The organism is Limnobaculum allomyrinae (assembly GCF_016649425.1).
In the GTDB taxonomy this organism is placed as follows: domain Bacteria; phylum Pseudomonadota; class Gammaproteobacteria; order Enterobacterales; family Enterobacteriaceae; genus Limnobaculum; species Limnobaculum allomyrinae.
The window spans coordinates 129532-150876 of record NZ_JADRCR010000006.1 but is presented as its reverse complement, the minus strand read 5'-3'; the positions used below and the strand labels follow the sequence as shown (position 1 = coordinate 150876).

The window sequence follows — 21345 nt, the reverse complement described above, 5'->3', positions numbered from 1 at the left end:
AATACCGTTGTTCAGCCCGCTATTTTTATGGAACAAACAACATGCCTATTGAAAAATTAAAAAAGCCAATTGATTGGTTTATCGCAACATTCTCAGTCGTCATGATGGTGATACTGGTAATTTGCGTCGTCTGGCAGGTGTTCAGCCGCTTCGTCCTCAATAGCCCCAGTACGATGACGGATGAGATCGCCCGCTTCAGTATGATTTGGGTTGGTTTATTAGGTGCCGCCTATACGGTTGGCCTGCAAAAGCACCTTTCCATTGACCTGTTTACTTTAAACCTGACCGGCATTAAGCGCCGTATCAGCAACATTATTATTAACCTTTGCATCTGCGGTTTTTCCGGCGGTGTCATGATTTGGGGCGGTTATACCCTGCTGGCAAAAGTGTATGAATCTGGTCAGGTTTCCCCGGCCATGCAAGTTCCTATGGCCTATATCTACGTTGTGTTACCGATAAGCGGCATCATCATGGTGTATTACAGCCTGCTGTTTATCATTGATGCTATCGTCAATCCCGGGACAACAGAGGAGAGTAAATAATGGAATGGCTCACTGCCTGGGAATGGTTTGTTCCCCTTGTTATGTTGATGACCTTTGTCATCCTGGTTTTCACTGGCGTTCCTATCTCCTTTGCCATTGGTATTGCCACGCTGGTCGCTGGCTCACTGATGTTGCCAACCGATGTTACGCTAACCATATCCGGTCAAAAGATAGCCACCGGACTCGATAGTTTCTCTCTGCTGGCCATACCGTTCTTTATACTGGCAGGTTCACTGATGAACAGCGGGGGCATTGCTCACCGTCTGATTAATCTTTCTCAAATTATGGTTGGTCGTATTCCGGGTTCTCTGGGGCACGTTAACGTGATGGCCAACATGATGTTCGGTTCGATTTCTGGTTCCGCGGTTGCCGCTGCGGCGGCCGTTGGTGGCACCATGGCACCGATGCAGAAAAAAGCCGGCTATGAGCCCTCTTTCACCGCTGCTATTAACGTCACCTCCTGTATCTCTGGCTTGTTAATTCCTCCGTCAAACGTGCTGATCGTTTATGCGCTGACCGCTGGTGGTATCTCGGTAGCCACTCTGTTTATGGCCGGCTATATTCCGGGCATTCTGATGGGTCTGAGCGTTATGCTAGTTACTTACGTTATCGCCAAGCGTCGTAACTATCCGATGGCACCACGTCCTACCATGCAAATGGTAGTAAAAGCGTTTCTGGATGCGATCCCAAGCCTGCTGATGGTGGTTATCGTCATGGGCGGTATTCTGGGCGGTATCTTTACCGCAACCGAAGCATCTGCCATTGCGGTGGTTTATACCTTTGTGCTTTCGGTACTGATTTACCGTGAAATCAAATTTAAAGATCTGCCAAAAATCATTCTTGATTCGGTGGTCACCACCTCTATCGTGCTGTTCCTGATTGGGGTTTCTGTGGGCATGTCATGGGCCATGACCAATGCGGATATCCCCTATATGATTAACGAAGCGTTAATCAGTGTGTCGGATAACCTGATTGTCATCCTGCTGATCATTAACATTATTTTGTTAATCATCGGGGTGTTTATGGATATGACACCTGCGGTACTGATCTTCACCCCGATCTTCTTACCTATCGTTAAATCGATGGGAATGGATCCGGTGCACTTCGGCATCATGATGGTATTCAACCTGTGTATCGGGCTCTGTACTCCGCCGGTTGGTAGTGCCCTGTTCGTTGGCTGCTCGGTTTCCGGCGTGAAACTGCAAGACTTGTTGAAACCCATGCTGCCATTCTTTGCCGCATTACTGGTTTCGCTGTTCGCCGTCAGCTACATTCCTCAACTCTCCCTGTTCTTGCCGGGTCTGTTTGGCATGAAATAAGGTTCTGCTTCATCGCTGGCACTGTGTGTGGTGTCAGCGGTGAACAGTTAAAAGATAAAAACCGCAATAAACCAATACCCTTCATTGATTTCAACACAACATAGTGCACAAATTTTATAAGTGGTATGATAGCCTGATGATATCCGATTAAGCCTTCAATCACTGGTTTTAACGATTAGAGTACTCAATATGCAAATGGTCGACAGTTCTCGCTTATATCAACAAATCGCTACCGAATTAAAACGTCGCATTGAACAAGGTGTGTATGCCGTTGGTGAAAAATTACCGGCCGAACGCCTGATCTCTGATGAAATGAACGTTAGCCGAACGGTAGTGCGCGAGGCCATCATCATGCTGGAAGTGGAAGGCTATGTGGATGTACGTAAAGGTTCCGGCATTCATGTTATCTCTAATCAACCGAAAACCAGGGTAATGCCCCACAGCGGTCTGGAATTCGCCTCCTGCGGGCCATTTGAACTGTTACAGGCTCGCCAGTTGATTGAGAGTAATATTGCTGAGTTTGCCGCGACTCAGGTCACCAAAGAAGATCTGCTTAAGCTGATGGAAATTCAGGAGCATGCCCGCAAAGAGGACCGCTTTCGTGATTCCGAATGGGATTTAAAATTCCATATTCAGGTCGCGATGTCTACCCACAATACGGCGATGGCCACCATCGTTGAAAAGATGTGGAGCCAGCGAGTGCTTAACCCTTACTGGCGTAAGCTGCACGAACATATTGACGAGCGCTCCATCGAAAGCTGGTGCGACGAGCACGATCAAATCCTCAAAGCGCTAACCCGTAAAGACCCCTATGCGGCTAAAGTCGCCATGTGGGAACATCTGGAAAACACCAAGCAGATGCTGTTTAACGCCACCAGCGAAGACTTCGAATTTAACGTTGATCGCTATATGTTTGCTGAGAATCCGGTGGTGCATCTGGAGCATGCTTCGGTGATTGAGAAGAGAAAGTAAGACAACGCTATTTCATCAACAAAAACGGCGAGATTATCTCGCCGTTTTCACTATCATGCAGAAAAACCAATCGCTATCAGCGCTTGTCTTTCTCTTCTTCGGCCTCAACCTGACGGGCCCAGCGTGGATGGTGCTTTCTGGCCCATTTACGACTGACTTTACCTTCAATCATGCCGGAAATAGAGCCTTTCACCCAGAATGCCATATAGATATGGATCAGAATGGCGTGAATCAGCACAATCGCCGCTACCGCATGCAGTAACAGACACAGGCGGATCGACCACATTGGGAACAGATGCGCAAAGTAAGGACGCCAGATGATAACGCCGGTAACCAGCAGCACCAGAATCAGGCTCATAATGCTCCAGAACATCATCTTCTGACCCGGGTTATATTTGCCCACATCCGCCACTTTGTGTTCGTTGCCTTTCAGCACTTCCACAATATGCAGGAACCAGCCGATATCGTCCTTCTTCGGGATGTTGTGCTTCACAAAGCGGAAGAACATCACAATCAGCACCAGGAAAATCAGCACGCCAAAGAAAGGATGCAAAATCCGTCCCATTTGCGGCGTACCAAAAGTCTGGGTCAGCCAGTGTAACGATGGGAAAAACATCGCAATACCTGACAGGGCAACCAGAAAGAAGCAAATCACCACCGTCCAGTGGCAGGCTCTGTCGATAAACGAGTTACGTTTAATCATCTTACTTTTCTTCATGATGATCATCCTCGTCATCACTGTCGACTTTATTCGGGCCGACACCCACATAGTGGAAAATCAGACCGGCAAAGGTCGCTACAAAACCCAGTGCCGACAGCGGCTTCAGAATACCTTTCCAGAAACCAACCACCGGACTGATAGTCGGATCTTTCGGTAAGCCGTGATACAGCTCAGGACGATCGGCATGATGCAGCACATACATCACGTGTGTACCACCAACCCCTTCCGGATTATATAAACCGGCATTGGTGTAGCCACGGGAGTTCAGCTCGGCAATACGCTCCTCTGCCAGATGAATCATGTCTTTCTTGGTACCAAAGGTAATGGCACCGGTCGGACAGGTTTTCACACAGGCAGGTTCCTGACCGACGCTAACGCGGTCAACGCACAGGGTACATTTGTACACTCGGTTGTCCTCATTATTCAGACGCGGAACATTGAACGGACAACCGGCGATGCAGTAACCACAGCCGATACAGTGCTCTGACTGGAAATCAACAATACCGTTGGCGTACTGTACAATCGCACCGGCAGACGGACATGCCTTCAGGCAGCCCGGCTCGCTACAGTGCATACAGCCGTCTTTACGGATTAACCATTCCAGCTTGCCGTTTTCTTCAACTTCCGAGTAGCGCATCACCGTCCATGACTGCGGAGTCAGATCCGCAGTATTGTCATAGACACCGACGTTATGACCGATTTCATCACGAATATCGTTCCACTCGGAGCAGGCCACCTGACAGGCTTTACAGCCGATACAGGTGGTGACATCAATCAGCTTTGCCACTTCTTCCTGGTGATGACGCACCTGTGGAGGCGGCGTCAAAACGTTGGTGGCGGAACGCTTCATAATGTCTTGAGATTGCATTGACATAATTGTTCTCCGTTACACCTTTTCCACGTTAACCAGGAACGCCTTAAACTCTGGCGTTTGTGAGTTAGCATCACCCACCGATGGCGTCAGGGTATTGGCAATAAAGCCGTTACGCGCCGCACCTTTAAAGCCCCAGTGAATGGGAATACCCACGGTTTCCACATCCTGACCATTTACTTTCAGCGTGCGAAGACGTTTGGTCACCACCACTTTGGTCTTAATCTGGCCGCGTTTAGAGCTTACCTTCACCATATCGCCGTGCTGTACGCCCACTTTTGCCGCCAGCCCTTCACTGATTTCAATGAATTGCTCCGGTTGAGTAATAGCATTCAGCTTCGAGTGTTTAGTCCAGGTGTGGAAATGTTCGGTTAAACGATAAGTGGTACCCACGTAAGGGAAATCCTTACTGGTACCCATTTCTTTCTTATCGCTCTCAAACATCCGCACAGCCGGGTTAGACACCACGTTTGGATGCAGCGGGTTAGTACCAATTGGTGTTTCAATTGGCTCGTAGTGCTCAGGGAACGGCCCTTCCGCCATTTTATCCAGCGCAAACAGGCGACCTACGCCTTCCGGCTGCATAATAAATGGGCCGGTTTCCGAACCCGGTGCCGCGGTCAGGTTAAAGTCAGGCACATCGTTACCGCCCCACTTACTGCCATCCCACTCGATCAGGGTACGTTTCGGATCCCAGGCTTTACCCTGTACGTCAGCAGATGCACGGTTATAGATGATGCGACGGTTAACCGGCCACGCCCATGACCACTTCGGCGTTAAACCTAAGCCTGACGGATCAGCATTATCACGCAGCGCCATCTGGTTACCGGCCTCAGTCCAGCTACCGGCATAAATCCAGCAGGCACTGGCAGTGGTGCCGTCATCCCTCAGATGAGCAAAGGTAGATAACTGCTGGCCTTTTTTCGCCAGGACATTGCCATTGGCATCCACCACATCCGCCAGCGCCCGACCGTTAAGCTCTTTCGCCACTTCTTCCGATTCCGGATGATGCGGACGAGAGTAGTTCCACTGCATATTCAGCAGCGGTTCCGGGGTATTACCGCCTTCGGCGTTATACAGCTCGCGAATTTTAAACAGCAGAGCAGATAACATTTCACCGTCAGTTTTAGCTTCACCCGGCGGCTCTGCGCCTTTCCAGTGCCACTGTAACCAGCGACCGGAGTTAGCAATAGAACCATCTTCTTCAGCAAAACAGCTGGACGGTAAACGGAATACCTCGGTCTGAATCGCGGCAGGATCGACATCGTTATGCTCGCCGTGGTTTTCCCAGAAGCTGGCCGTTTCAGTGGCTAATGGATCCATCACCACCAGGAACTTCAGTTTCGCCAGTGCACGCGCGGTCTTGTTTCTGTTTGGTGATGACGCTAAGGCGTTAACCCCCTGACAGATAAAGCCGGTAACCAGCCCCTGATCCATACGCTCGAAATAGTGCATCCAGTCGTAGGATTGATCCCATTTCGGCAACCAGTCAAAGCCCCAGTCGTTATCCTTCTGCGCTTTATCACCGTAGAAACTCTTCATCAGGCTAACGAAGAACTTAGGATAGTTACTCCAGTAGTTCACCTGACCTGGCAGCATGCCTTTCGGCGTAACCGCAGAGAGATAGGTTTCCAGATTAGTGTGCTTCTCAGAAGGCAGCGTCAGATAACCCGGCAGGCTTTGAGATAGCAGACCAACGTCCGTCGTACCCTGAACGTTAGAGTGACCACGCAGTGCGTTTACGCCACCGCCCGCCATACCGATGTTACCCAGCAGCAGCTGAATCATCGCCATCGTACGAATATTTTGTGAACCAACGGTATGTTCAGTCCAGCCTAATGCGTACAGGAAGGTAGTGGTTAAGTTTGGCGCACTGGTTTCCGCCAGCACTTCACACACTTTGGCAAAATCTGCCTGTGGTGTACCGCAGATATTTTCAACCATATCCGGGGTATAACGGCTGACGTGATGTTTTAACAGGTTCCATACACAACGGGGATCGCTCAACGTCGGATCGCGCATTGGTTGACCGCTGTCATCCAACTGATAGTTCCAGCTGGATTTATCATAACGCCCTTTCTGTTCATCAAAGCCGCTGAATAAGCCGTCTTCAAAGCCGAAATCTTCGCGAATGATATAGCTGGCATTAGTGTAATGCTTCACATATTCCGCATTGATTTTATTATTATTTATCAGATACAGAATCACGCCCGACAGGAAAGCAATGTCGGTACCGGAACGGATTGGGGCATAAATATCAGCCACCGACGCCGTACGAGTGAAACGGGGATCTACCACAACAATTTTGGCATTGTTGTGTTTTTTGGCTTCCAGCGCCCAGCGGAAACCAACCGGATGTGCTTCTGCAGCGTTACCGCCCATCACCACAACCACGTTCGCATTTTTGATATCAACCCAGTGGTTGGTCATCGCACCGCGACCAAATGTTGGAGCAAGACTTGCTACCGTTGGTCCGTGTCAGATACGTGCTACCTGGTCAATGCCTAACATGCCGAGGGAACGGATAAACTTCTGAGTCAATAAACCCGTTTCGTTACTGGCGGCAGAGCCACACAGCATACCGGTACTCAGCCAGCGGTTTACTACCGTCCCCGCATCATTGGTATGTTGAAAATGCGCATCGCGATCTTCTTTCATTAATTTAGCAATGCGATTTAATGCGTCATCCCAGCTCAAACGCTGCCACTTATCCGAACCCGGCGCACGGTATTCCGGATACTGCAAACGGCCTTCACTGTGGATGTAATCGATAAGCCCTGCCCCTTTCGGACAAAGCGCACCGCGGTTTACCGGATGATCCGGATCCCCTTCGATATGGAAAATACTACTTTTGGCGTTTTTCGCTCCGTCGCCCAGGCTGTACATTAACAGCCCACAGCCAACGGAACAGTAAGTGCAGGTATTACGCGTTTCACGGGCGTGCAATAATTTATAATTACGCGTTTCCGCCAGTGCCATAGCCGGCGTAAAGCCTAATGCCGCTACAGTTGTACCCGCCATACCGCCAGCGCAGATTTTAAAAAACTGCCTCCTGCTGACCTGCATGGTTCTCTCCTCATTGATGACATACGAACTTAATCATTTACGCGCGGATTATAGAGGGAACAACCGTCTCACTTATTGATCTCGATCCTTAATTATCGATTTGTTTTTGTTAAAATTTTTACTCATTAATAGGTATTAATATGAAAATTCGATCAACTAATAGCATTATAATTTGCAAGGTTATTAAATTTAACATTTGACCAAAAAATAATCATTTTCATGTGAATAAATCAGCGATAAAAATAGCATTGATGACATATCACACTGAAAAAAAACATAATATATTGATAGCTTAAAAATACACCTTAGATGTAAAAATTTGTAACCTGTTTTATTTTATAAAGAATTTTTACAATTCGACATATTTAACTACCTCTAACGAAGTAATTTTTTTAACATTTAAATTAACATAAAAGTATCCGTTTTCTCACGATGCTGAAGCGGTGTTTTTCCCAATCCGGATAAAAATTCCGCTCCTTCTATTTTTAGAGAACGCGACCCTTTGACGTCATAAAAAGGCCGCGTTAACTCACACTTACACATTAAATAATTTGAATAGAAACCAATTTCACCATCAATTATTTTGATTTAACAACCAAAGACATGATGGGTATCAAGCTGATAATGAGAGCTGGTTCTGATTATCTTTTCTGCGTCAAAATATTTGTCGCTGTCGTGAAAATCATTTTCCTGTCGGTTTGTCTATTCCTGTCCTAGTCTGATGGAAGCAAAAATACTTAATCCCCTACCCCATTAATCATGGGACACAAGGAGCCTGACCTATGACACAACATACTTTTCGTGCTGAACCCTTTGCCCTGCCGTTTGATTTAAAAACTACTGCGCTGGTCATGATTGACATGCAGCGTGATTTCGTTGAGCCAGGCGGTTTTGGCGAAGCGTTGGGCAACGATGTTTCACTGGTTCGCACCGCCATTGAACCATGCAAAAAAGTGCTGAAAGCGGCACGTGACCATAAAATGCTGGTAATTCATACCCGTGAAGGCCACCGTGCCGATCTGGCGGACTGTCCTCCGGCAAAATTAACCCGTGGCGGTCAAACTTTTATCGGTACTAAAGGCCCGATGGGACGCATTCTGGTACGCGGTGAAGACGGCCATGACATTATCCCTGAACTCTACCCAATCGCCGGTGAGCCGGTTATTGATAAGCCAGGCAAAGGGGCTTTCTATCAGACCGACCTGCATTTAATTCTGCAAAATCACGGTATCAAAACCCTGATCGTTTGCGGTGTTACCACTGAAGTTTGTGTTACTACTACCGTGCGTGAAGCCAATGACCGTGGCTATGAGTGCATCATTCCTCAGGATTGCGTAGGTTCCTATTTCCCTGAATTCCAAAAATATGCTCTGGAGATGATTAAAGCTCAGGGCGCTATTTTTGGCTGGGTAAGCGATGCTAACGCCATTGTGGAAGGCCTGAAAGGGTAAGCCATGATGGAAGGGAGAACTCGGGTTATCAACCATTGCCTGACGGTACTTTCTGTGGGTTATCTTGCACGGCCAATGATGCAAGGTCATCACTGTTTAGCGGTACACAGCGTGTTCTCCCGTGCAGTTAATTTGTCGCTGGCTAATGGCGGCCTGTTAACCCTGCTGAATAACGAATATCAAAACCTGCCCTGTGCCGTAAGGATAGCGGCCCCGGCAGGTTGGGACTGGCGCAATTACTGTCATCGTTCCATGCATATCACCATCCAACAGGGACGGTTAATCGGTGGTGACTGGCAAGCGGACAGTACCCGAGCCAGCAACTGGCAACCAGCGAAGCTCAGCATGTCATCGGAGGTGGATCGCCAAATGATTGGTAACCACCACCACGTATTAAAAACATTACTGATGGATTATTGCCAGCAACATCAGGTTAGCAGTGCATTACAACTGCTCCCTGATGAACCAACGGATGGACGACTCCCCTCGTTAGCGCTGGCACACAGTGATAGCCAATTACAACAGCAGGTTGCTGGTTTAATCGGTTATGGCTCCGGCTTAACGCCGGATGGCGATGATTATCTGTTGGGATATCTGGCCGCCCTTTCTCTGTGGCACCAACATCCAACCCTTTCACGTCATATAAACAGCGTAAAAGCGGCCATCGCTCAGATGCTGACAAAAACCACTGATATCAGCAAACACTACTTATCACTGGCGTTACAGCAAGACTATTCCGAACCGGTTTATCGACTTTTAGGCTGCCTTTGCCGCCAAACCACGGAACAGGAATTGAAACTTGCCGGCCATCAGGTAATGCAATTTGGCGCCGCTTCCGGCGTGGATTGTCTGGCGGGCGTGTTACACGGTTTAAGAACCGTCCGTAGCGTGCACTAATCCCCTGTTGGGGGCTATTTTTTAAATATTCATGTCGATATTTCCCAATACCGACACGTGATGACCTTGTCTGCAAAGCTGGCAGGCAGTAAAAGCACAGGTAATAAAAATGAGTGTAAAACATAAAGTATTTGCCAATTTGTATCAGGACTCCGTCTCCCTGATGCAGATATCCGCTCAAATCAATAAGCTGCCCGGCATCGAGCAGGCGTCAGTCGTCATGGGAACAGAAACCAATCTGATTCAACTGCGCGACGCAGGTCTGGACAATGGCTGTCAGGCCGGTCCGAACGATCTGATTATTGCCGTTCGTGGTGAAGATGAAGCCTGTGATGAAGCCCTTGCGCTGGCGGAACAGCGCCTGAAAAGCAAACCAGAAGAGAGTAACAGCGGCGGCGTTCGCCCTCCGGTATTAACCAGTCTGGAAATGGCCAAAGAAACCGCTGAAGACGCCAATCTGGCACTGATTTCCGTGCCCGGCGATTATGCCGCCGCCGAAGCGATTAAGGCCCTGAATCTGGGCATGAACGTGATGCTGTTCAGCGATAACGTCAGCATGGCCCATGAAAAACAGATCAAAGAATTAGCCCGTGAGAAACACCTGCTGGTGATGGGGCCGGATTGTGGTACCGCCATTGTTAACGGTATGCCGCTGGGCTTTGCCAACGTGGTAAAACGCGGGGCTATTGGCGTCGTCGCCGCTTCCGGTACCGGATTGCAGGAAGTCAGTTGTCGTATCGATCAGTTGGGAGCCGGAATTTCTCAGGCGCTTGGCACCGGTGGCCACGACCTGCACGAAGAGATTGGCGGCATTTCTATGCTGTTTGGTGTGGATGCGCTGGCCAACGATCCGGAAACTCAGGTGATTGTGCTGATTTCCAAACCACCAGCCCGCCCGGTAGCAGAACGCATTTTGCAACAGGCGCAAAAAGCCGGTAAACCGGTAGTGGTTAACTTCCTGGGTGCCGATGCGCAGGAGTTCCATACCTCCGGCATCACCTTTGTGCATACTCTGGCCGATGCGGCAGAAGTCGCGGTAGCGCTGCTGAATCAGAAATCTATTCCGGCTTCCGTGGCGCAAATTGCTCCTGCGGATGAAAAGGTACTGGCGGCTGAAAGTGTGCACTTACCTGCTCAGCGTCGTGAAATTCGCGGCGTGTTTGCCGGTGGTACTTTCTGTTATGAAGCGCAACTACTTTGTAAGCAGCAAGGGTTCTCAGCCTCTTCCAATACGCCGGTGAAAGGCAATACCCAACTCAGTGATATCTGGCACAGCCAGAGCAACACCATTGTCGATATGGGGGATGACGACTTCACCAACGGTCGCCCTCACCCAATGATCGACCCAACCCTGCGTAACCAACGGATTCAGGAAGAGCTTAGCGACCCTAAAACCGCCGTGGTGCTGTTCGATCTGGTGCTGGGCTATGGCGCATCGCTGGAGCCAGCGGATGAGTTGCTTGAGGTGATTGGTCAGATGCGCGAGAAACTCGGTGCCAAAAATCTTCCTCTGTTAATTGCCCACGTTTGTGGAACCGAAGCCGACCCGCAAGTCAGGTCGCGCCAAATAAATAATTTACGTCAGGCCGGCGTTCTGGTCGCAGGCTGTAATGCACAGGCTGCGCTTTGGGCAAGTTATGTTGCTCGTCAGCAGGCAGAGAAATAATGGAGCCCACTATGAATCAATTATTTAGTCAACCGCTGAAAGTCGTCAACGCAGGTCTGGCAAGCTTTGCTAATAACCTGCAACAAGCCGGTGGTGAAGTTATCAATCTGAGCTGGCAGCCACCCGCCATGGGCAATATTAAAGCAGGAATGGATCTGGTCTGGCTAATGCGTCATCCACTGGTTGAACAGGCCAACAAGCAGGCGTTTGAGCAATACCTTAGCGCTCAGCCTGCACTGGTTGACGTGATGTTCGCCCGTGAAGCTATCAGCGCCATGTCTCAGCGCAAACTGATTCTGCATTCCGGCCCACCGATTAGCTGGAACAACATGTGCGGCCCGGTAAAAGGCGCAATTATTGGTGCCATTCTGTTTGAAGGCTGGGCCACCAGCCATGAAGCCGCAGAAAAAATGGTACTGGATAATCAAGTGGATCTGGAACCCTGCCACCACTATCAGGCCGTTGGCCCGATGGCCGGCATTATCAGCCCGTCCATGCCGCTATGGGTAATTGAAAATAAAACCAACGGTGCCCGTTCATTCAGTAACTTTAACGAGGGTCTGGGTAAAGTATTACGCTTTGGCGCTAATAATGACGAAGTACTGCAACGCCTGCACTGGATGGCGAATGAACTGGCTCCGGCACTGAAAAAAGCGGTTGCCATCTTAGGCGACCTTGAACTGAAACCGTTGATGGCACAAGCGCTGCATATGGGTGATGAAGTTCATAACCGTAATGCCGCAGCCACTGGCCTGCTGATTAAGCGTCTGATTCCTGCCCTGCTGGAAAGCGGCTTGCCGTTAGACCTGATCCAACGCGCCACCGCCTTTATTGTGGGTAACGATCACTTCTTCCTTAACCTGTCCATGGCAGCCTGTAAAGCCATGATGGATGCCGCTGCCAACGTACCGTTCAGCTCAATGGTTACCGTAATGGCGCGTAACGGCGTCAACTTTGGTATCCGTTTATCCGGTACCGGTGACCGCTGGTTCCAGGCTCCGGCTAACCCGGTTGAAGGTCTGTTCTTCCCGGGCTACGGCGTTGAAGATGCCGCCGCCGACTTAGGAGATAGCGCCATTACCGAAACCGCCGGTGTCGGTGGCTTTGCTATGGCCTCTTCTCCGGCCATCGTGAAATTTGTTGGTGGTACGCCGGACGATGCGACCAATAACAGCCGCCGGATGCAGGCCATCACGCTGGGGGGCAACCCTGCCTTTACGCTACCAGCGCTGAACTTTGCGCCAACCGCTGCCGGTATTGATGCACGTAAAGTGGTCGATCGGGGCATTCTGCCGGTCATTAACACCGGTATTGCACACAAACAGGCCGGCGTAGGCCAAATCGGTGCCGGTATTACTACCGCGCCAATGCCGGGTTTTGTTGAAGCCATTTCTGCACTGGCAGAACAGGTCAGACGCTATGAAGAAAAACATCATGAAGGAAAAGCATCATGAGTAAGCCATTAGCCATTGTGGCAGTAGGCGGTAATGCATTAATCACCGACGATAAGCACAACAGCATTCCTGACCAGTACCTGTCAGTAATTGAAAGCGTTCACCATATCGCCGAAATGATCGAAGCTGGTTGGGACTTAGTGGTGACCCACGGTAACGGGCCGCAGGTTGGTTTTATTCTTCGCCGTTCAGAATTATCAAAACAGGAAGTGGCGCCGGTACCGTTGGATTACGCGGTTGGCGATACTCAGGGTGCCATTGGCTATATGTTCCAAAAAGCGCTGAATAACGAACTTCAACGTCGTGGAATTAATAAGCCTGTGGTGACCATTGTGACTCAAACCCTGGTCAGCGCCGACGATAAAGCATTTAACCATCCCAGCAAGCCAATTGGTGCCTTCTTTGATGAAGCCACGGCTCGTCAGCGCCAGCAGGAGCTGAACTGGACGGTAATGGAAGATGCCGGTCGCGGCTGGCGTCGCACCGTGGCTTCACCTCTGCCACAGGAAATTATTGAGCATCAGGTGATCGCCAGTCTGTTAGCTCAGGGCTGTGTAGTTATCGCCTGCGGCGGCGGCGGGATCCCGGTGGTACGTGATGCCAAGGGTCAGTTAACCGGCGTTGAAGCGGTTATTGATAAAGATCTGGCATCAGCCCTATTGGCGCAACAGCTGGAAGCGGATTTACTGTTGATCCCTACCGGCGTGAAGCAGGTCGCAGTCAATTTTGGCCAACCGGATCAGCGTTGGTTAAGCAACCTGACCATGGCGGAAGCGCAGGAACTTATCGATCAGCAGCAGTTTGGTGCTGGCAGCATGTTGCCAAAAGTGGAAGCCATTATGGGTTTTATTGCTTACAACCAACAGCATGGCAAAACCGGCCGTGGACTGATTACCAGTCCGGAAGCCATTCGCGATGCGCTGGAGCATAAAACCGGCACCTGGATTACACCATAGTAAAACCATTTTGAGCCCTGCCCTTGCGGGGCTTTTATACAGAATAATTATTAACAGGAGATAACACATGGCAGCAACAACCTTGCTGGCGGTCAACGGCACTCTGATGCGTGGACTGGAACTCAACCCGAATATGCTTAAAGCCGGCGGCGTATTTGTACGTGAAGATAAGACCGATGCTCACTATCGCATCTGGAGCATTAACGATCGTCACCCTGGCATGATCAGAGTGATGGAAGGCGGCACGTCGGTATCGCTGGAAATCTGGGAACTTCCTTTAAGTTCATTCGCTGACTTACTGATGAGTGAGCCTGCGGGTTTAGCCATTGGTAAAGTGAAACTGCAAGACGGCAGCGAAGTGCTGGGCGTGCTGGCAGAGCCATGGTTAACCGAAGGACAAAAAGAGATCACTGATTTAGGATGCTGGAGAAAATATACCGGGCATCATCACCTAAGCTAAACGCTATAGCGTAAAGGAATATCGTATGCGCAAAACGAGTGAAAATTTAAACACCGCTTCAGGGCTCCGTATCGCCATGATTTTGCTGGGTATCGCCGTTACACCGGTACTGCTTTCCTCATCCAGCTTAGGTAATCAGTTGTCCAGCTCTGAGTTGATTCAGGTGGTCGGCATTGGTGGATTGATTCTGGCTATTTTAGCGGCCATTACTATCAGCGTAGGGGAAAAGGCATGTTTACCGACCTATGGCATTGTGAAATATGCGTTCGGTGAGAAAGGCGCCATAGCCATCAACATTCTGATGGCTATCAGTCTGTTTGGCTGGATCACCGTTACCGCCAATATGTTTGGTCATTCGGTTCATGACCTGCTGGCGCAATATGGTTTTAATCTGCCGACTCCGCTGTTGGTTGCTTTCGGTTGTATTATCTTTGTTGCCTCAACCGCATTTGGTTTTGAAGTATTGGGTAAAGTGGCACAGTTCGCGGTACCGATTATCGCACTGGTGCTTTGCTACATTCTCTACGTCGCGGTTAACGGTAAAGTGCCGGCGTTTGAACACCTCAGTTCGATGAATATGGGGGTGGCGATCTCTTCGGTGGTAGGTACCATTATTGTTTTAGTGGCCACTCTGCCGGACTTCGGTAGCTTCGTACATAATCGTAAACATGCCATCATTGCTGCGCTGCTGACCTTCCTGATTGCTTATCCGCTGCTGTACTGGGCTGGCGCAACGCCAAGCGCACTGAGTGGTCAAAGCTCGCTGTTAGGGGCAATGGCACTGTTTGGTGCGGTGCTACCGGCGGCTATTTTGCTGATTTTTGCTACCGTTACCGGCAATGCCGGCAATATGTTTCAGGGCACGCTGGTGGTTTCCACCCTGCTTACCCGTTTCCCTAAATGGCAAATCACCGTGGCTTTAGGGGTGCTGGCAGCCATCGTTGGCAGTATGGATATTATGGCGTGGTTTATTCCATTCCTGTTATTCCTTGGGGTTGCCACTCCTCCGGTTGCGGGTATCTATATTGCTGACTTCTTTATCTATCGCCGTAATGGTTATGATGAAACGCTGCTGGCTAAAGAATCCCAGATTAAAATCACCACCTTTGTGGCATGGATTATCGGTTCGCTGGTCGGCTTTATGACCATCAAAGGTATGTTTACCCTGACCACTATTCCATCGGTAGACTCCATTCTGGTGGCCTGTGTGTGTTATGCGGTATTAAGCAAACTCACATCAGCCAACAAATAAATTTCTGCCCGATTATCTGCTCTGTCTGTTCTCACTCCCCTTACAGGGAGTGAGAATACCTCCGCTTTAACACAAACGTTGATACGCGGTTGCATCCGCCAATTAACTGCTTCATGATGCTTTTCAATTAATAGCGCCAATCTCCCGCAGGTTTAATATGTTTATTTCTGATGAGACTATTCGCATTGTCCGTCTGGTTGCTGAATATAAAAGCATTACCACCGCCGCAGACCACATTAATAAAGTGCCGTCGGCCATCAGCTATACGGTTAAAAAGCTGGAAGAATCATTCGGCATTGAGCTGTTTATTCGCAAGGGGCGCTATATTGAACTGACGCCCGCCGGTGAATATTTTATCCACCATAGCAAAACCATTCTTGATGATTTAGATGCGCTAAAGCGCAATACGGCATTGGTACATGAAGGGGTTGAACGTGAGCTGACGGTGGCGGTGAATAATATTGTTGGTCCCGGTGCGCTGGTAGAATTTATCAGTGAGTTTGAGCAGGCATTTCCCTCTACCCAGCTAAAAGTGAATACCGAAGTGTATAACGGCAGTTGGGATGCGTTGTACAGCAAAAAGGCCGACTTAGCCATTGGCGCCCCTCATTCGGTTCCCAGCACCGAAGGGATTATCAGCGCCCCTATCGGGCAAATGGATTGGGATTTTGTGGTTGGCCCTACGCATCCGTTAGCTACGCAGGTTCATCCTTTGCAAAACGCCGAATTGCGTAAATATCCGGCGATTTGTATTCGCGATACGTCGATTAATTTCACCCGTCAGCAGGCATGGTTACTTGAAGGCCAGAAGCCGGTGTTTGTGCCTGACTTTCATATTGCGATTGATTTGATTCGACGGAATGTGGGGATTGGTTATATTCCTCATCATTTGTGTTTGCCGTTGCTGAATGCCGGTGAGTTGGTGAAGAAGCCGATGCAGGAGCATAAGCATGCTACTCAGATGTTTGTTGCTTATCGGTCGGATGGGATGGGGAAAGTTCGGCAGTGGGCAGCGGAGTTTTTACTGCGGGCGGAGATGAAGGGGCGGTTGTGTGGGTACTTCTGAAGTTTGGGTAGTTAGGTATTATTGATTGGCTTCTGTGGGTATTCCGGCCGTAAAGGCTTTAACTTAATATCACCATTGTGCTCGGCCGGAAGGGCCATATTCTTGGCTGTGGAGTGCGTCGGGCCTAGTCCGCCTACGGGCAGTTACAAAACACCTTCGGTGTTTTGCCCTTCGGGCCAGCGCGAGCGCTGTTCAAACAGGCTTTGCCTGTTTGTCGTTGGCTTGCGCCAAGTCGACCCCCACGGCGGCCTCTCCCGACGATTGGCTGTATTTAGGGAGAGATACTCGACTATTGAACCTTGCCTCCAATCAGCACTAATTGTTCCTTTAAACCTTTTCCCTGCGTGTTTTGAATATTGCTTTGGCATCTTGATGGGGGATGCTTTGCCCATTGGCTATTGATGCGCGGGCGGACGTTACTTTATCTTCAAGAAAGTGTTTATATTCATGCCGTTCAATATACTGTTGCATTAGATCGCGCATCACCTGAGATACAGAACAATGTTCAGTTTCTGCTATTTTGGTAAAAGCATCTTTGAGTTCTGTTTCCAGCTTTATGGTGAATGTGGTTTGGTTAGGCATTGGGTTGTTTCCTCTAATACAGACCATATCGTTTTATCCCAGTTGGGCAGAAATCTGCGTTTTGGCATATCGTACAAAGCGTTCTACTGCTGGCATTGCTCTTGTCCAATTCTCTGAGGATAGTCCCAGATATTCTGAGCGTGCGGCCTGTAATATGGCGGTATGTTCGGCGGGTAATTGTGGTAGCAGCCAGTCCGCTGCCTGATCTTTAACAATGATATTTTCAGTCACCACGCTGTACCAGATTCGTGCCAGGGTCAAAATAATATTACGTTCATCGCCCTGCAAATCTTTAGGTTCATTCCATAGTTCAAGGGTATGTTTGAAGGTTTGCAGCAAATCGTGCTTCGGTACGGGATTAAATAGTGTGTCGGCGTTTTCTCCCGTTAATGCCACGCTGGCATTGCGTACTTTGGTTAACAAGATAGTAATATCAATGTCTTGCTGTGCGGGTTCATAAATTCCGGCAAGGATGTCATCACGCAGCCACTCACCAAACTGCATTTCTCTTGTGGGTGGAAATTGCCATGGCACCAGTTGTGAATACTGCACAACCGTCACTTCCAGCGCCCGGCAGGCATCTGAGGTGCCGGGAGGAAGCGAGATTGCCAGTAACCCCTGCATTAAGGCCTGCCGTTGTTTTGTATTAAGCGGTGCCTGCACAGTAACCAGTAAGTCAATGTCGCTGTAGGGCTTCAGTCCACCTTCAACCGCGGAACCATATAAATGAATCGCCATAAGATGGTGTTCAAGAACCTGAGTGATGAGGGCACAGGCCGATTCCAACTGTTGCCGTGCTGAGTCAGGTATGTTTTTTATCATGTTATCTGCCACCTCAGACATGGTGTTAATTAAAGCGGTACTTCACATCAATTCGTAAAGTACCGCACGGCTTTACAGTGACGTTTCGACCTCTGATTTCATTTCATCCTCCACACAATAAAGCGCACTAAACAGCGCTTCCATTTTTTCATGCAGAATAAATTGCAGTGACTCTTTTACCGCAGCTTCATTGATGTTGATGACTGCGCAGGTCAGCGCTAAGCATTGTTCAACCAGTTCCAGCGGATCTTTTGGGGTGGAGTCGATAAGATTAAGCATGACGGCACCCTCCTTTTTTCAGCCAACTTGCTGAAACAGAGGATCGTTTTTTCGATCCCGATCCGCAATTTGATCTTACTGCGAGTATAAATTCAGAGTGAGTTTGGGTATGCTTCTTCACAGCCATGATGTTATCCCTATATATAACGTTGTGGTGAGAAACCCCGTATGTGTTCGAGCACTGCGGGGTTTCGCTATTTTGGCTGACGGATAAAAAACCGACAGCCAGAACACAGTATATTTGTACAGGGAGAGGGTCAATGGAACAGAGGCCGAGTTGGTGGGTTAATTTTAAAATGTGGGGATGGTTCGCAAATATTTGAGAATATACTTATTAAATTAAAAAACCTATGGTAATCAGTCAACTAAGAAGATAAGCTCCTGTCAATTATTCTATATTTCAATCTGTATTTTATTTCATGGAGAGATATATTGATGCTTAATATCGAAAATGCAAAACATGCAACCTGGTTGGAAGAATTTAATTTTAATAACTGTAAACTGAATAGAAAAATATATGGGGAATTCATAGCTGATTATATTACTGGTGAATATGATGGATTCGTTCTAAATCTTGATGGGGCATGGGGTTCAGGTAAAACTGAGTTTCTAAAAAGAATATATAGTGAATTACTTCAAAGGCAACATCCTGTTATTTACATTGATGCATGGGAAAGTGATTTTTCAAAAAGTCCTCTTACCGTTGTCACAAGTGAATTACTTTATCAATTAGAAGCATTCAATAAAAATATATCCAACACAAACGCAATAAAAAATATTAAGAAATTCTGTGGAAAATTTTTAAAGGGAACAGCCATTGCAACATCAGCTTTTTTAGCAGAAAAAATGGTAAATGATTCAAGCATTGGAATAGAGTTTGCTAAAACAATGATTGAAGATACTCCCGAAAAATATATTGATAAATTGACCAGTGAATACCAAGAACAAACAGAAGCCATTAAAAATATTCGTAGCAAATTAAATGAATTAGCTTTGATTCTTGAAAAGGATTTTGAAGCCAAATTACCTGTAATCGTTTTAATCGATGAATTAGATCGCTGTCGTCCAACTTATGCTATTGAAATGCTTGAGGTAATTAAACACTTCTTTAAAACTGATAATTTTGTATTCGTTATCGCGACTGACACAACACAACTGTACCATTCAATTACAGCTATCTATGGAGATAACTTTGACTCAAAGCAATATTTAAAACGCTTCTTTGATAGAAGAGCTAATTTACCTTCACCTGATATAGAATGTTATTTAGATGCATTAGATTTAGATTTTACACATTATGACAGTTTAGATTTATATCCCAAAATAAAAAATGAAAAGAATAATGGATTCAATGAATATATAAAATCCATAGCTCTTGCTTATGAACTAAAGATTAGAGATATAGATCAATTAATCAATAAACTATTTTCTTGTTTACGCACAGCAATAAGAGAAAAAGAAATCTCCGCAAGACATCAATATATTAATATTATCTCCTTATTAGTAGCCTTAATTGAGTTCGATAAAGACTATCCACAATTTTTTAAACGCTGTAATAATGAAGCTCACACTTATGCTTTTTCTCAGGAGATTCATTTTTTGAATAAAAGTACTTTCAATGAACTAGTTGAAGTTTCTTTAATGTCTTCTATACTATATGAAAAAAAACACCAAGATGGATTCGGTGGCGAATATATAAAAAATGAATATCTTAGTTATTCAGGAATCATGAGATACTCAAATAAAAACAACTCATCTGAATTCACACAATTATTAGCAACAATTACCCTTAAAATAGAACAAAAAAGAAATAGTGATGAAAATATTATAAAGTATTGGCTATGGCCAGATTATAAAAAAATAGTTGAACTAGCTGGTAATTTATCATAATTTAGATCTTAAATTTTCACTCAAAGTTATTCTATAATAATTAATGGCGATTATTCATAAAAAATTAATCGCCACAAAAATAAATTTATCTCTTATATATTCCTAATTATTTAAACGACTAGTCAACACATCAAAACTACAATGCGAGAAATTGATGTTAATACATGATTAAATTGCGGAGTTTAGTATTTAGTTAACAGTATGTGTAATTTGATCCGCTATTATGCGAACTGTTCAAATATGCCATGTAACCCGAGGAATTTTATCTCAAGATGATGGTCATGTCTTAGAACTGTTTCTAGTGAATTTCTTTCATACAATATTGGTTTGGCTTGAATTGAACCGTTCCACGATGGCATTAGCAAAATGGCTGATGTTTCCAAATCAATACCCCACCAATCATTAACATAGCTATTTAAAAAATTTACAAGAGCCTTTAATGCAATAAGGGCATCCTTATCAGTATATCTTTCAGGGACAAGGGATATATTTGATAGTTTACTTTTTGGTGACTCGGGATCACTAGTAGATTGGTGTAGATAAGCTAGCTTGTCTTCACCCGATGTGGTTTCTATGACATCCATTATTGATGTCACCTTTGGATGTACAAGGGCATTACGTTGATCTATTAACTCTTTGATTATTTGCGTTTGAATGACGCCACGGGGAAGTGATGTTTCTTTATGCCACTGAAGCGTAAAATCAAATTTATCAAGGGTCGAGAATCTGTCAAATTGACTTTTTAGTTTTTGCGTGACTTCAATAGATGATAAGAATGAATTTGCAGCAGCTTCAAGTGCGTAATTAATTGAAAGTAAGCTGGACTTTGCAAGGATATTTTTGATGTGAGGTTTTTGCTCTGCTGCCGATAGTTCGTAAAGAGTTATTGCATCCGAAAATATTTCAAAGAAACTATTTTTTGTTATTTCTACTGTTCTTTTCACGAGTTATCCTTTCGTATACTGTAGAGGTAATATCAGCCAAAGCACAGTTCTCAACACCTAAGGCTGATAGCAAAGATGATGAGAACTGTCCAAAATAATCCCTCGTATCTCTCAATAAACCAACTACCAACAAAC

General features: G+C 47.0%; 19 protein-coding genes. 12 read left to right on the top strand and 7 right to left on the bottom strand.

From position 1 onward, the window contains the following. Positions 1 to 41: 41 nt before the first annotated feature. From I2494_RS12675 to exuR, 3 genes are all read left to right on the top strand, one after another. Positions 42 to 542 carry a TRAP transporter small permease gene (locus I2494_RS12675; RefSeq protein WP_218467126.1) on the top strand — a complete coding sequence of 167 codons (501 nt, stop codon included), beginning with the start codon at positions 42 to 44 and terminating at the stop codon, positions 540 to 542. Continuing rightward, positions 542 to 1861 (top strand): TRAP transporter large permease, encoded by a 1320-nt coding sequence (locus I2494_RS12670; RefSeq protein ID WP_228350945.1) that lies wholly within the window; start codon positions 542 to 544, stop codon positions 1859 to 1861. The genes I2494_RS12675 and I2494_RS12670 overlap by 1 nt, the downstream gene beginning before the upstream one ends. A gap of 189 nt (positions 1862 to 2050) precedes the next feature. Further along, complete coding sequence (gene exuR / locus I2494_RS12665) at positions 2051 to 2833, top strand: transcriptional regulator ExuR (RefSeq protein WP_218467127.1); 783 nt, start codon at positions 2051 to 2053, stop codon at positions 2831 to 2833. A gap of 76 nt (positions 2834 to 2909) precedes the next feature. On the opposite strand, the gene fdnI is transcribed toward exuR, so the two are convergent. From fdnI to fdnG, 3 genes are read right to left on the bottom strand one after another with little or no spacing between them, the layout of a single operon-like run. Then, positions 2910 to 3554, bottom strand: coding sequence for a formate dehydrogenase-N subunit gamma (gene fdnI / locus I2494_RS12660; RefSeq protein ID WP_130593588.1), 645 nt, complete (start codon positions 3552 to 3554; stop codon positions 2910 to 2912). Next, positions 3538 to 4428 (bottom strand): formate dehydrogenase subunit beta, encoded by an 891-nt coding sequence (gene fdxH / locus I2494_RS12655; RefSeq protein ID WP_218467128.1) that lies wholly within the window; start codon positions 4426 to 4428, stop codon positions 3538 to 3540. The genes fdnI and fdxH overlap by 17 nt, the downstream gene beginning before the upstream one ends. Positions 4429 to 4440: 12 nt before the next feature. Beyond that, a complete protein-coding gene (gene fdnG, locus I2494_RS12650) occupies positions 4441 to 7491 on the bottom strand; it encodes a formate dehydrogenase-N subunit alpha (RefSeq protein ID WP_218467129.1) in 3051 nt (1016 codons plus the stop codon). 782 nt (positions 7492 to 8273) lie between these two features. On the opposite strand from fdnG, the gene I2494_RS12645 reads away from it, so the two are divergent. The 8 genes from I2494_RS12645 to I2494_RS12610 all read left to right on the top strand — a co-directional run bounded on the left by I2494_RS12645 (position 8274) and on the right by I2494_RS12610 (position 16693). Continuing rightward, the gene (locus tag I2494_RS12645; protein WP_218467130.1) at positions 8274 to 8942 is read left to right on the top strand and encodes a cysteine hydrolase family protein; all 669 of its coding nucleotides are present in this window, start codon (positions 8274 to 8276) and stop codon (positions 8940 to 8942) included. A gap of 3 nt (positions 8943 to 8945) precedes the next feature. Beyond that, positions 8946 to 9839: a DUF2877 domain-containing protein gene (locus tag I2494_RS12640; protein ID WP_218467131.1), complete on the top strand. Its 894-nt coding sequence runs from the start codon at positions 8946 to 8948 to the stop codon at positions 9837 to 9839. A 109-nt stretch (positions 9840 to 9948) separates the two neighbouring features. Then, positions 9949 to 11505, top strand: a complete 1557-nt coding sequence (gene fdrA / locus I2494_RS12635) for an acyl-CoA synthetase FdrA (RefSeq protein ID WP_218467132.1) — start codon at positions 9949 to 9951, stop codon at positions 11503 to 11505. 11 nt (positions 11506 to 11516) lie between these two features. Then, positions 11517 to 12959 carry a YlbE family protein gene (locus I2494_RS12630; RefSeq protein WP_218467133.1) on the top strand — a complete coding sequence of 481 codons (1443 nt, stop codon included), beginning with the start codon at positions 11517 to 11519 and terminating at the stop codon, positions 12957 to 12959. Then, positions 12956 to 13915, top strand: coding sequence for a carbamate kinase (gene arcC, locus I2494_RS12625; RefSeq protein ID WP_218467134.1), 960 nt, complete (start codon positions 12956 to 12958; stop codon positions 13913 to 13915). Before I2494_RS12630 ends, arcC begins: the two co-directional genes overlap by 4 nt. 67 nt (positions 13916 to 13982) lie before the next feature. Further along, positions 13983 to 14375: an allophanate hydrolase-related protein gene (locus I2494_RS12620; RefSeq protein ID WP_108901462.1), complete on the top strand. Its 393-nt coding sequence runs from the start codon at positions 13983 to 13985 to the stop codon at positions 14373 to 14375. A 25-nt stretch (positions 14376 to 14400) separates the two neighbouring features. Then, positions 14401 to 15627, top strand: a complete 1227-nt coding sequence (locus tag I2494_RS12615) for a cytosine permease (RefSeq protein WP_218467135.1) — start codon at positions 14401 to 14403, stop codon at positions 15625 to 15627. A 157-nt stretch (positions 15628 to 15784) separates the two neighbouring features. Next, the gene (locus tag I2494_RS12610; protein WP_218467136.1) at positions 15785 to 16693 is read left to right on the top strand and encodes a LysR substrate-binding domain-containing protein; all 909 of its coding nucleotides are present in this window, start codon (positions 15785 to 15787) and stop codon (positions 16691 to 16693) included. Between the two features lie 327 nt (positions 16694 to 17020). On the opposite strand, the gene I2494_RS12605 is transcribed toward I2494_RS12610, so the two are convergent. The 3 genes from I2494_RS12605 to I2494_RS12595 form a co-directional block, all read right to left on the bottom strand. Next, complete coding sequence (locus tag I2494_RS12605) at positions 17021 to 17275, bottom strand: CopG family ribbon-helix-helix protein (RefSeq protein WP_218467137.1); 255 nt, start codon at positions 17273 to 17275, stop codon at positions 17021 to 17023. A gap of 33 nt (positions 17276 to 17308) precedes the next feature. Continuing rightward, positions 17309 to 18097, bottom strand: coding sequence for an aminoglycoside adenylyltransferase family protein (locus I2494_RS12600; protein ID WP_218467138.1), 789 nt, complete (start codon positions 18095 to 18097; stop codon positions 17309 to 17311). A 72-nt stretch (positions 18098 to 18169) separates the two neighbouring features. After that, positions 18170 to 18376 (bottom strand): hypothetical protein, encoded by a 207-nt coding sequence (locus I2494_RS12595; protein WP_218467139.1) that lies wholly within the window; start codon positions 18374 to 18376, stop codon positions 18170 to 18172. Positions 18377 to 18811: 435 nt separating this feature from the next. On the opposite strand from I2494_RS12595, the gene I2494_RS12590 reads away from it, so the two are divergent. After that, positions 18812 to 20266: a KAP family P-loop NTPase fold protein gene (locus tag I2494_RS12590; RefSeq protein ID WP_218467140.1), complete on the top strand. Its 1455-nt coding sequence runs from the start codon at positions 18812 to 18814 to the stop codon at positions 20264 to 20266. Positions 20267 to 20487: 221 nt separating this feature from the next. Here I2494_RS12590 and I2494_RS12585 read toward each other — a convergent pair whose 3' ends face one another. Next, positions 20488 to 21210 (bottom strand): hypothetical protein, encoded by a 723-nt coding sequence (locus I2494_RS12585; RefSeq protein WP_218467141.1) that lies wholly within the window; start codon positions 21208 to 21210, stop codon positions 20488 to 20490. Between the last annotated feature and the right edge of the window lie 135 nt (positions 21211 to 21345).

Coding starts and splice junctions, on each gene's coding strand:
- I2494_RS12620 (WP_108901462.1), top strand. CDS start 13,983: ATGGCAGCAACAACCTTGCTGGCGGTCAACGGCACTCTGATGCGTGGA.
- I2494_RS12610 (WP_218467136.1), top strand. CDS start 15,785: ATGTTTATTTCTGATGAGACTATTCGCATTGTCCGTCTGGTTGCTGAA.
- I2494_RS12595 (WP_218467139.1), bottom strand. CDS start 18,376: ATGCTTAATCTTATCGACTCCACCCCAAAAGATCCGCTGGAACTGGTT.
- fdxH (WP_218467128.1), bottom strand. CDS start 4,428: ATGTCAATGCAATCTCAAGACATTATGAAGCGTTCCGCCACCAACGTT.
- arcC (WP_218467134.1), top strand. CDS start 12,956: ATGAGTAAGCCATTAGCCATTGTGGCAGTAGGCGGTAATGCATTAATC.
- I2494_RS12630 (WP_218467133.1), top strand. CDS start 11,517: ATGAATCAATTATTTAGTCAACCGCTGAAAGTCGTCAACGCAGGTCTG.
- fdrA (WP_218467132.1), top strand. CDS start 9,949: ATGAGTGTAAAACATAAAGTATTTGCCAATTTGTATCAGGACTCCGTC.
- I2494_RS12605 (WP_218467137.1), bottom strand. CDS start 17,275: ATGCCTAACCAAACCACATTCACCATAAAGCTGGAAACAGAACTCAAA.
- I2494_RS12615 (WP_218467135.1), top strand. CDS start 14,401: ATGCGCAAAACGAGTGAAAATTTAAACACCGCTTCAGGGCTCCGTATC.
- I2494_RS12645 (WP_218467130.1), top strand. CDS start 8,274: ATGACACAACATACTTTTCGTGCTGAACCCTTTGCCCTGCCGTTTGAT.
- I2494_RS12600 (WP_218467138.1), bottom strand. CDS start 18,097: ATGATAAAAAACATACCTGACTCAGCACGGCAACAGTTGGAATCGGCC.
- I2494_RS12670 (WP_228350945.1), top strand. CDS start 542: ATGGAATGGCTCACTGCCTGGGAATGGTTTGTTCCCCTTGTTATGTTG.
- I2494_RS12675 (WP_218467126.1), top strand. CDS start 42: ATGCCTATTGAAAAATTAAAAAAGCCAATTGATTGGTTTATCGCAACA.
- I2494_RS12590 (WP_218467140.1), top strand. CDS start 18,812: ATGCTTAATATCGAAAATGCAAAACATGCAACCTGGTTGGAAGAATTT.
- exuR (WP_218467127.1), top strand. CDS start 2,051: ATGCAAATGGTCGACAGTTCTCGCTTATATCAACAAATCGCTACCGAA.
- I2494_RS12640 (WP_218467131.1), top strand. CDS start 8,946: ATGATGGAAGGGAGAACTCGGGTTATCAACCATTGCCTGACGGTACTT.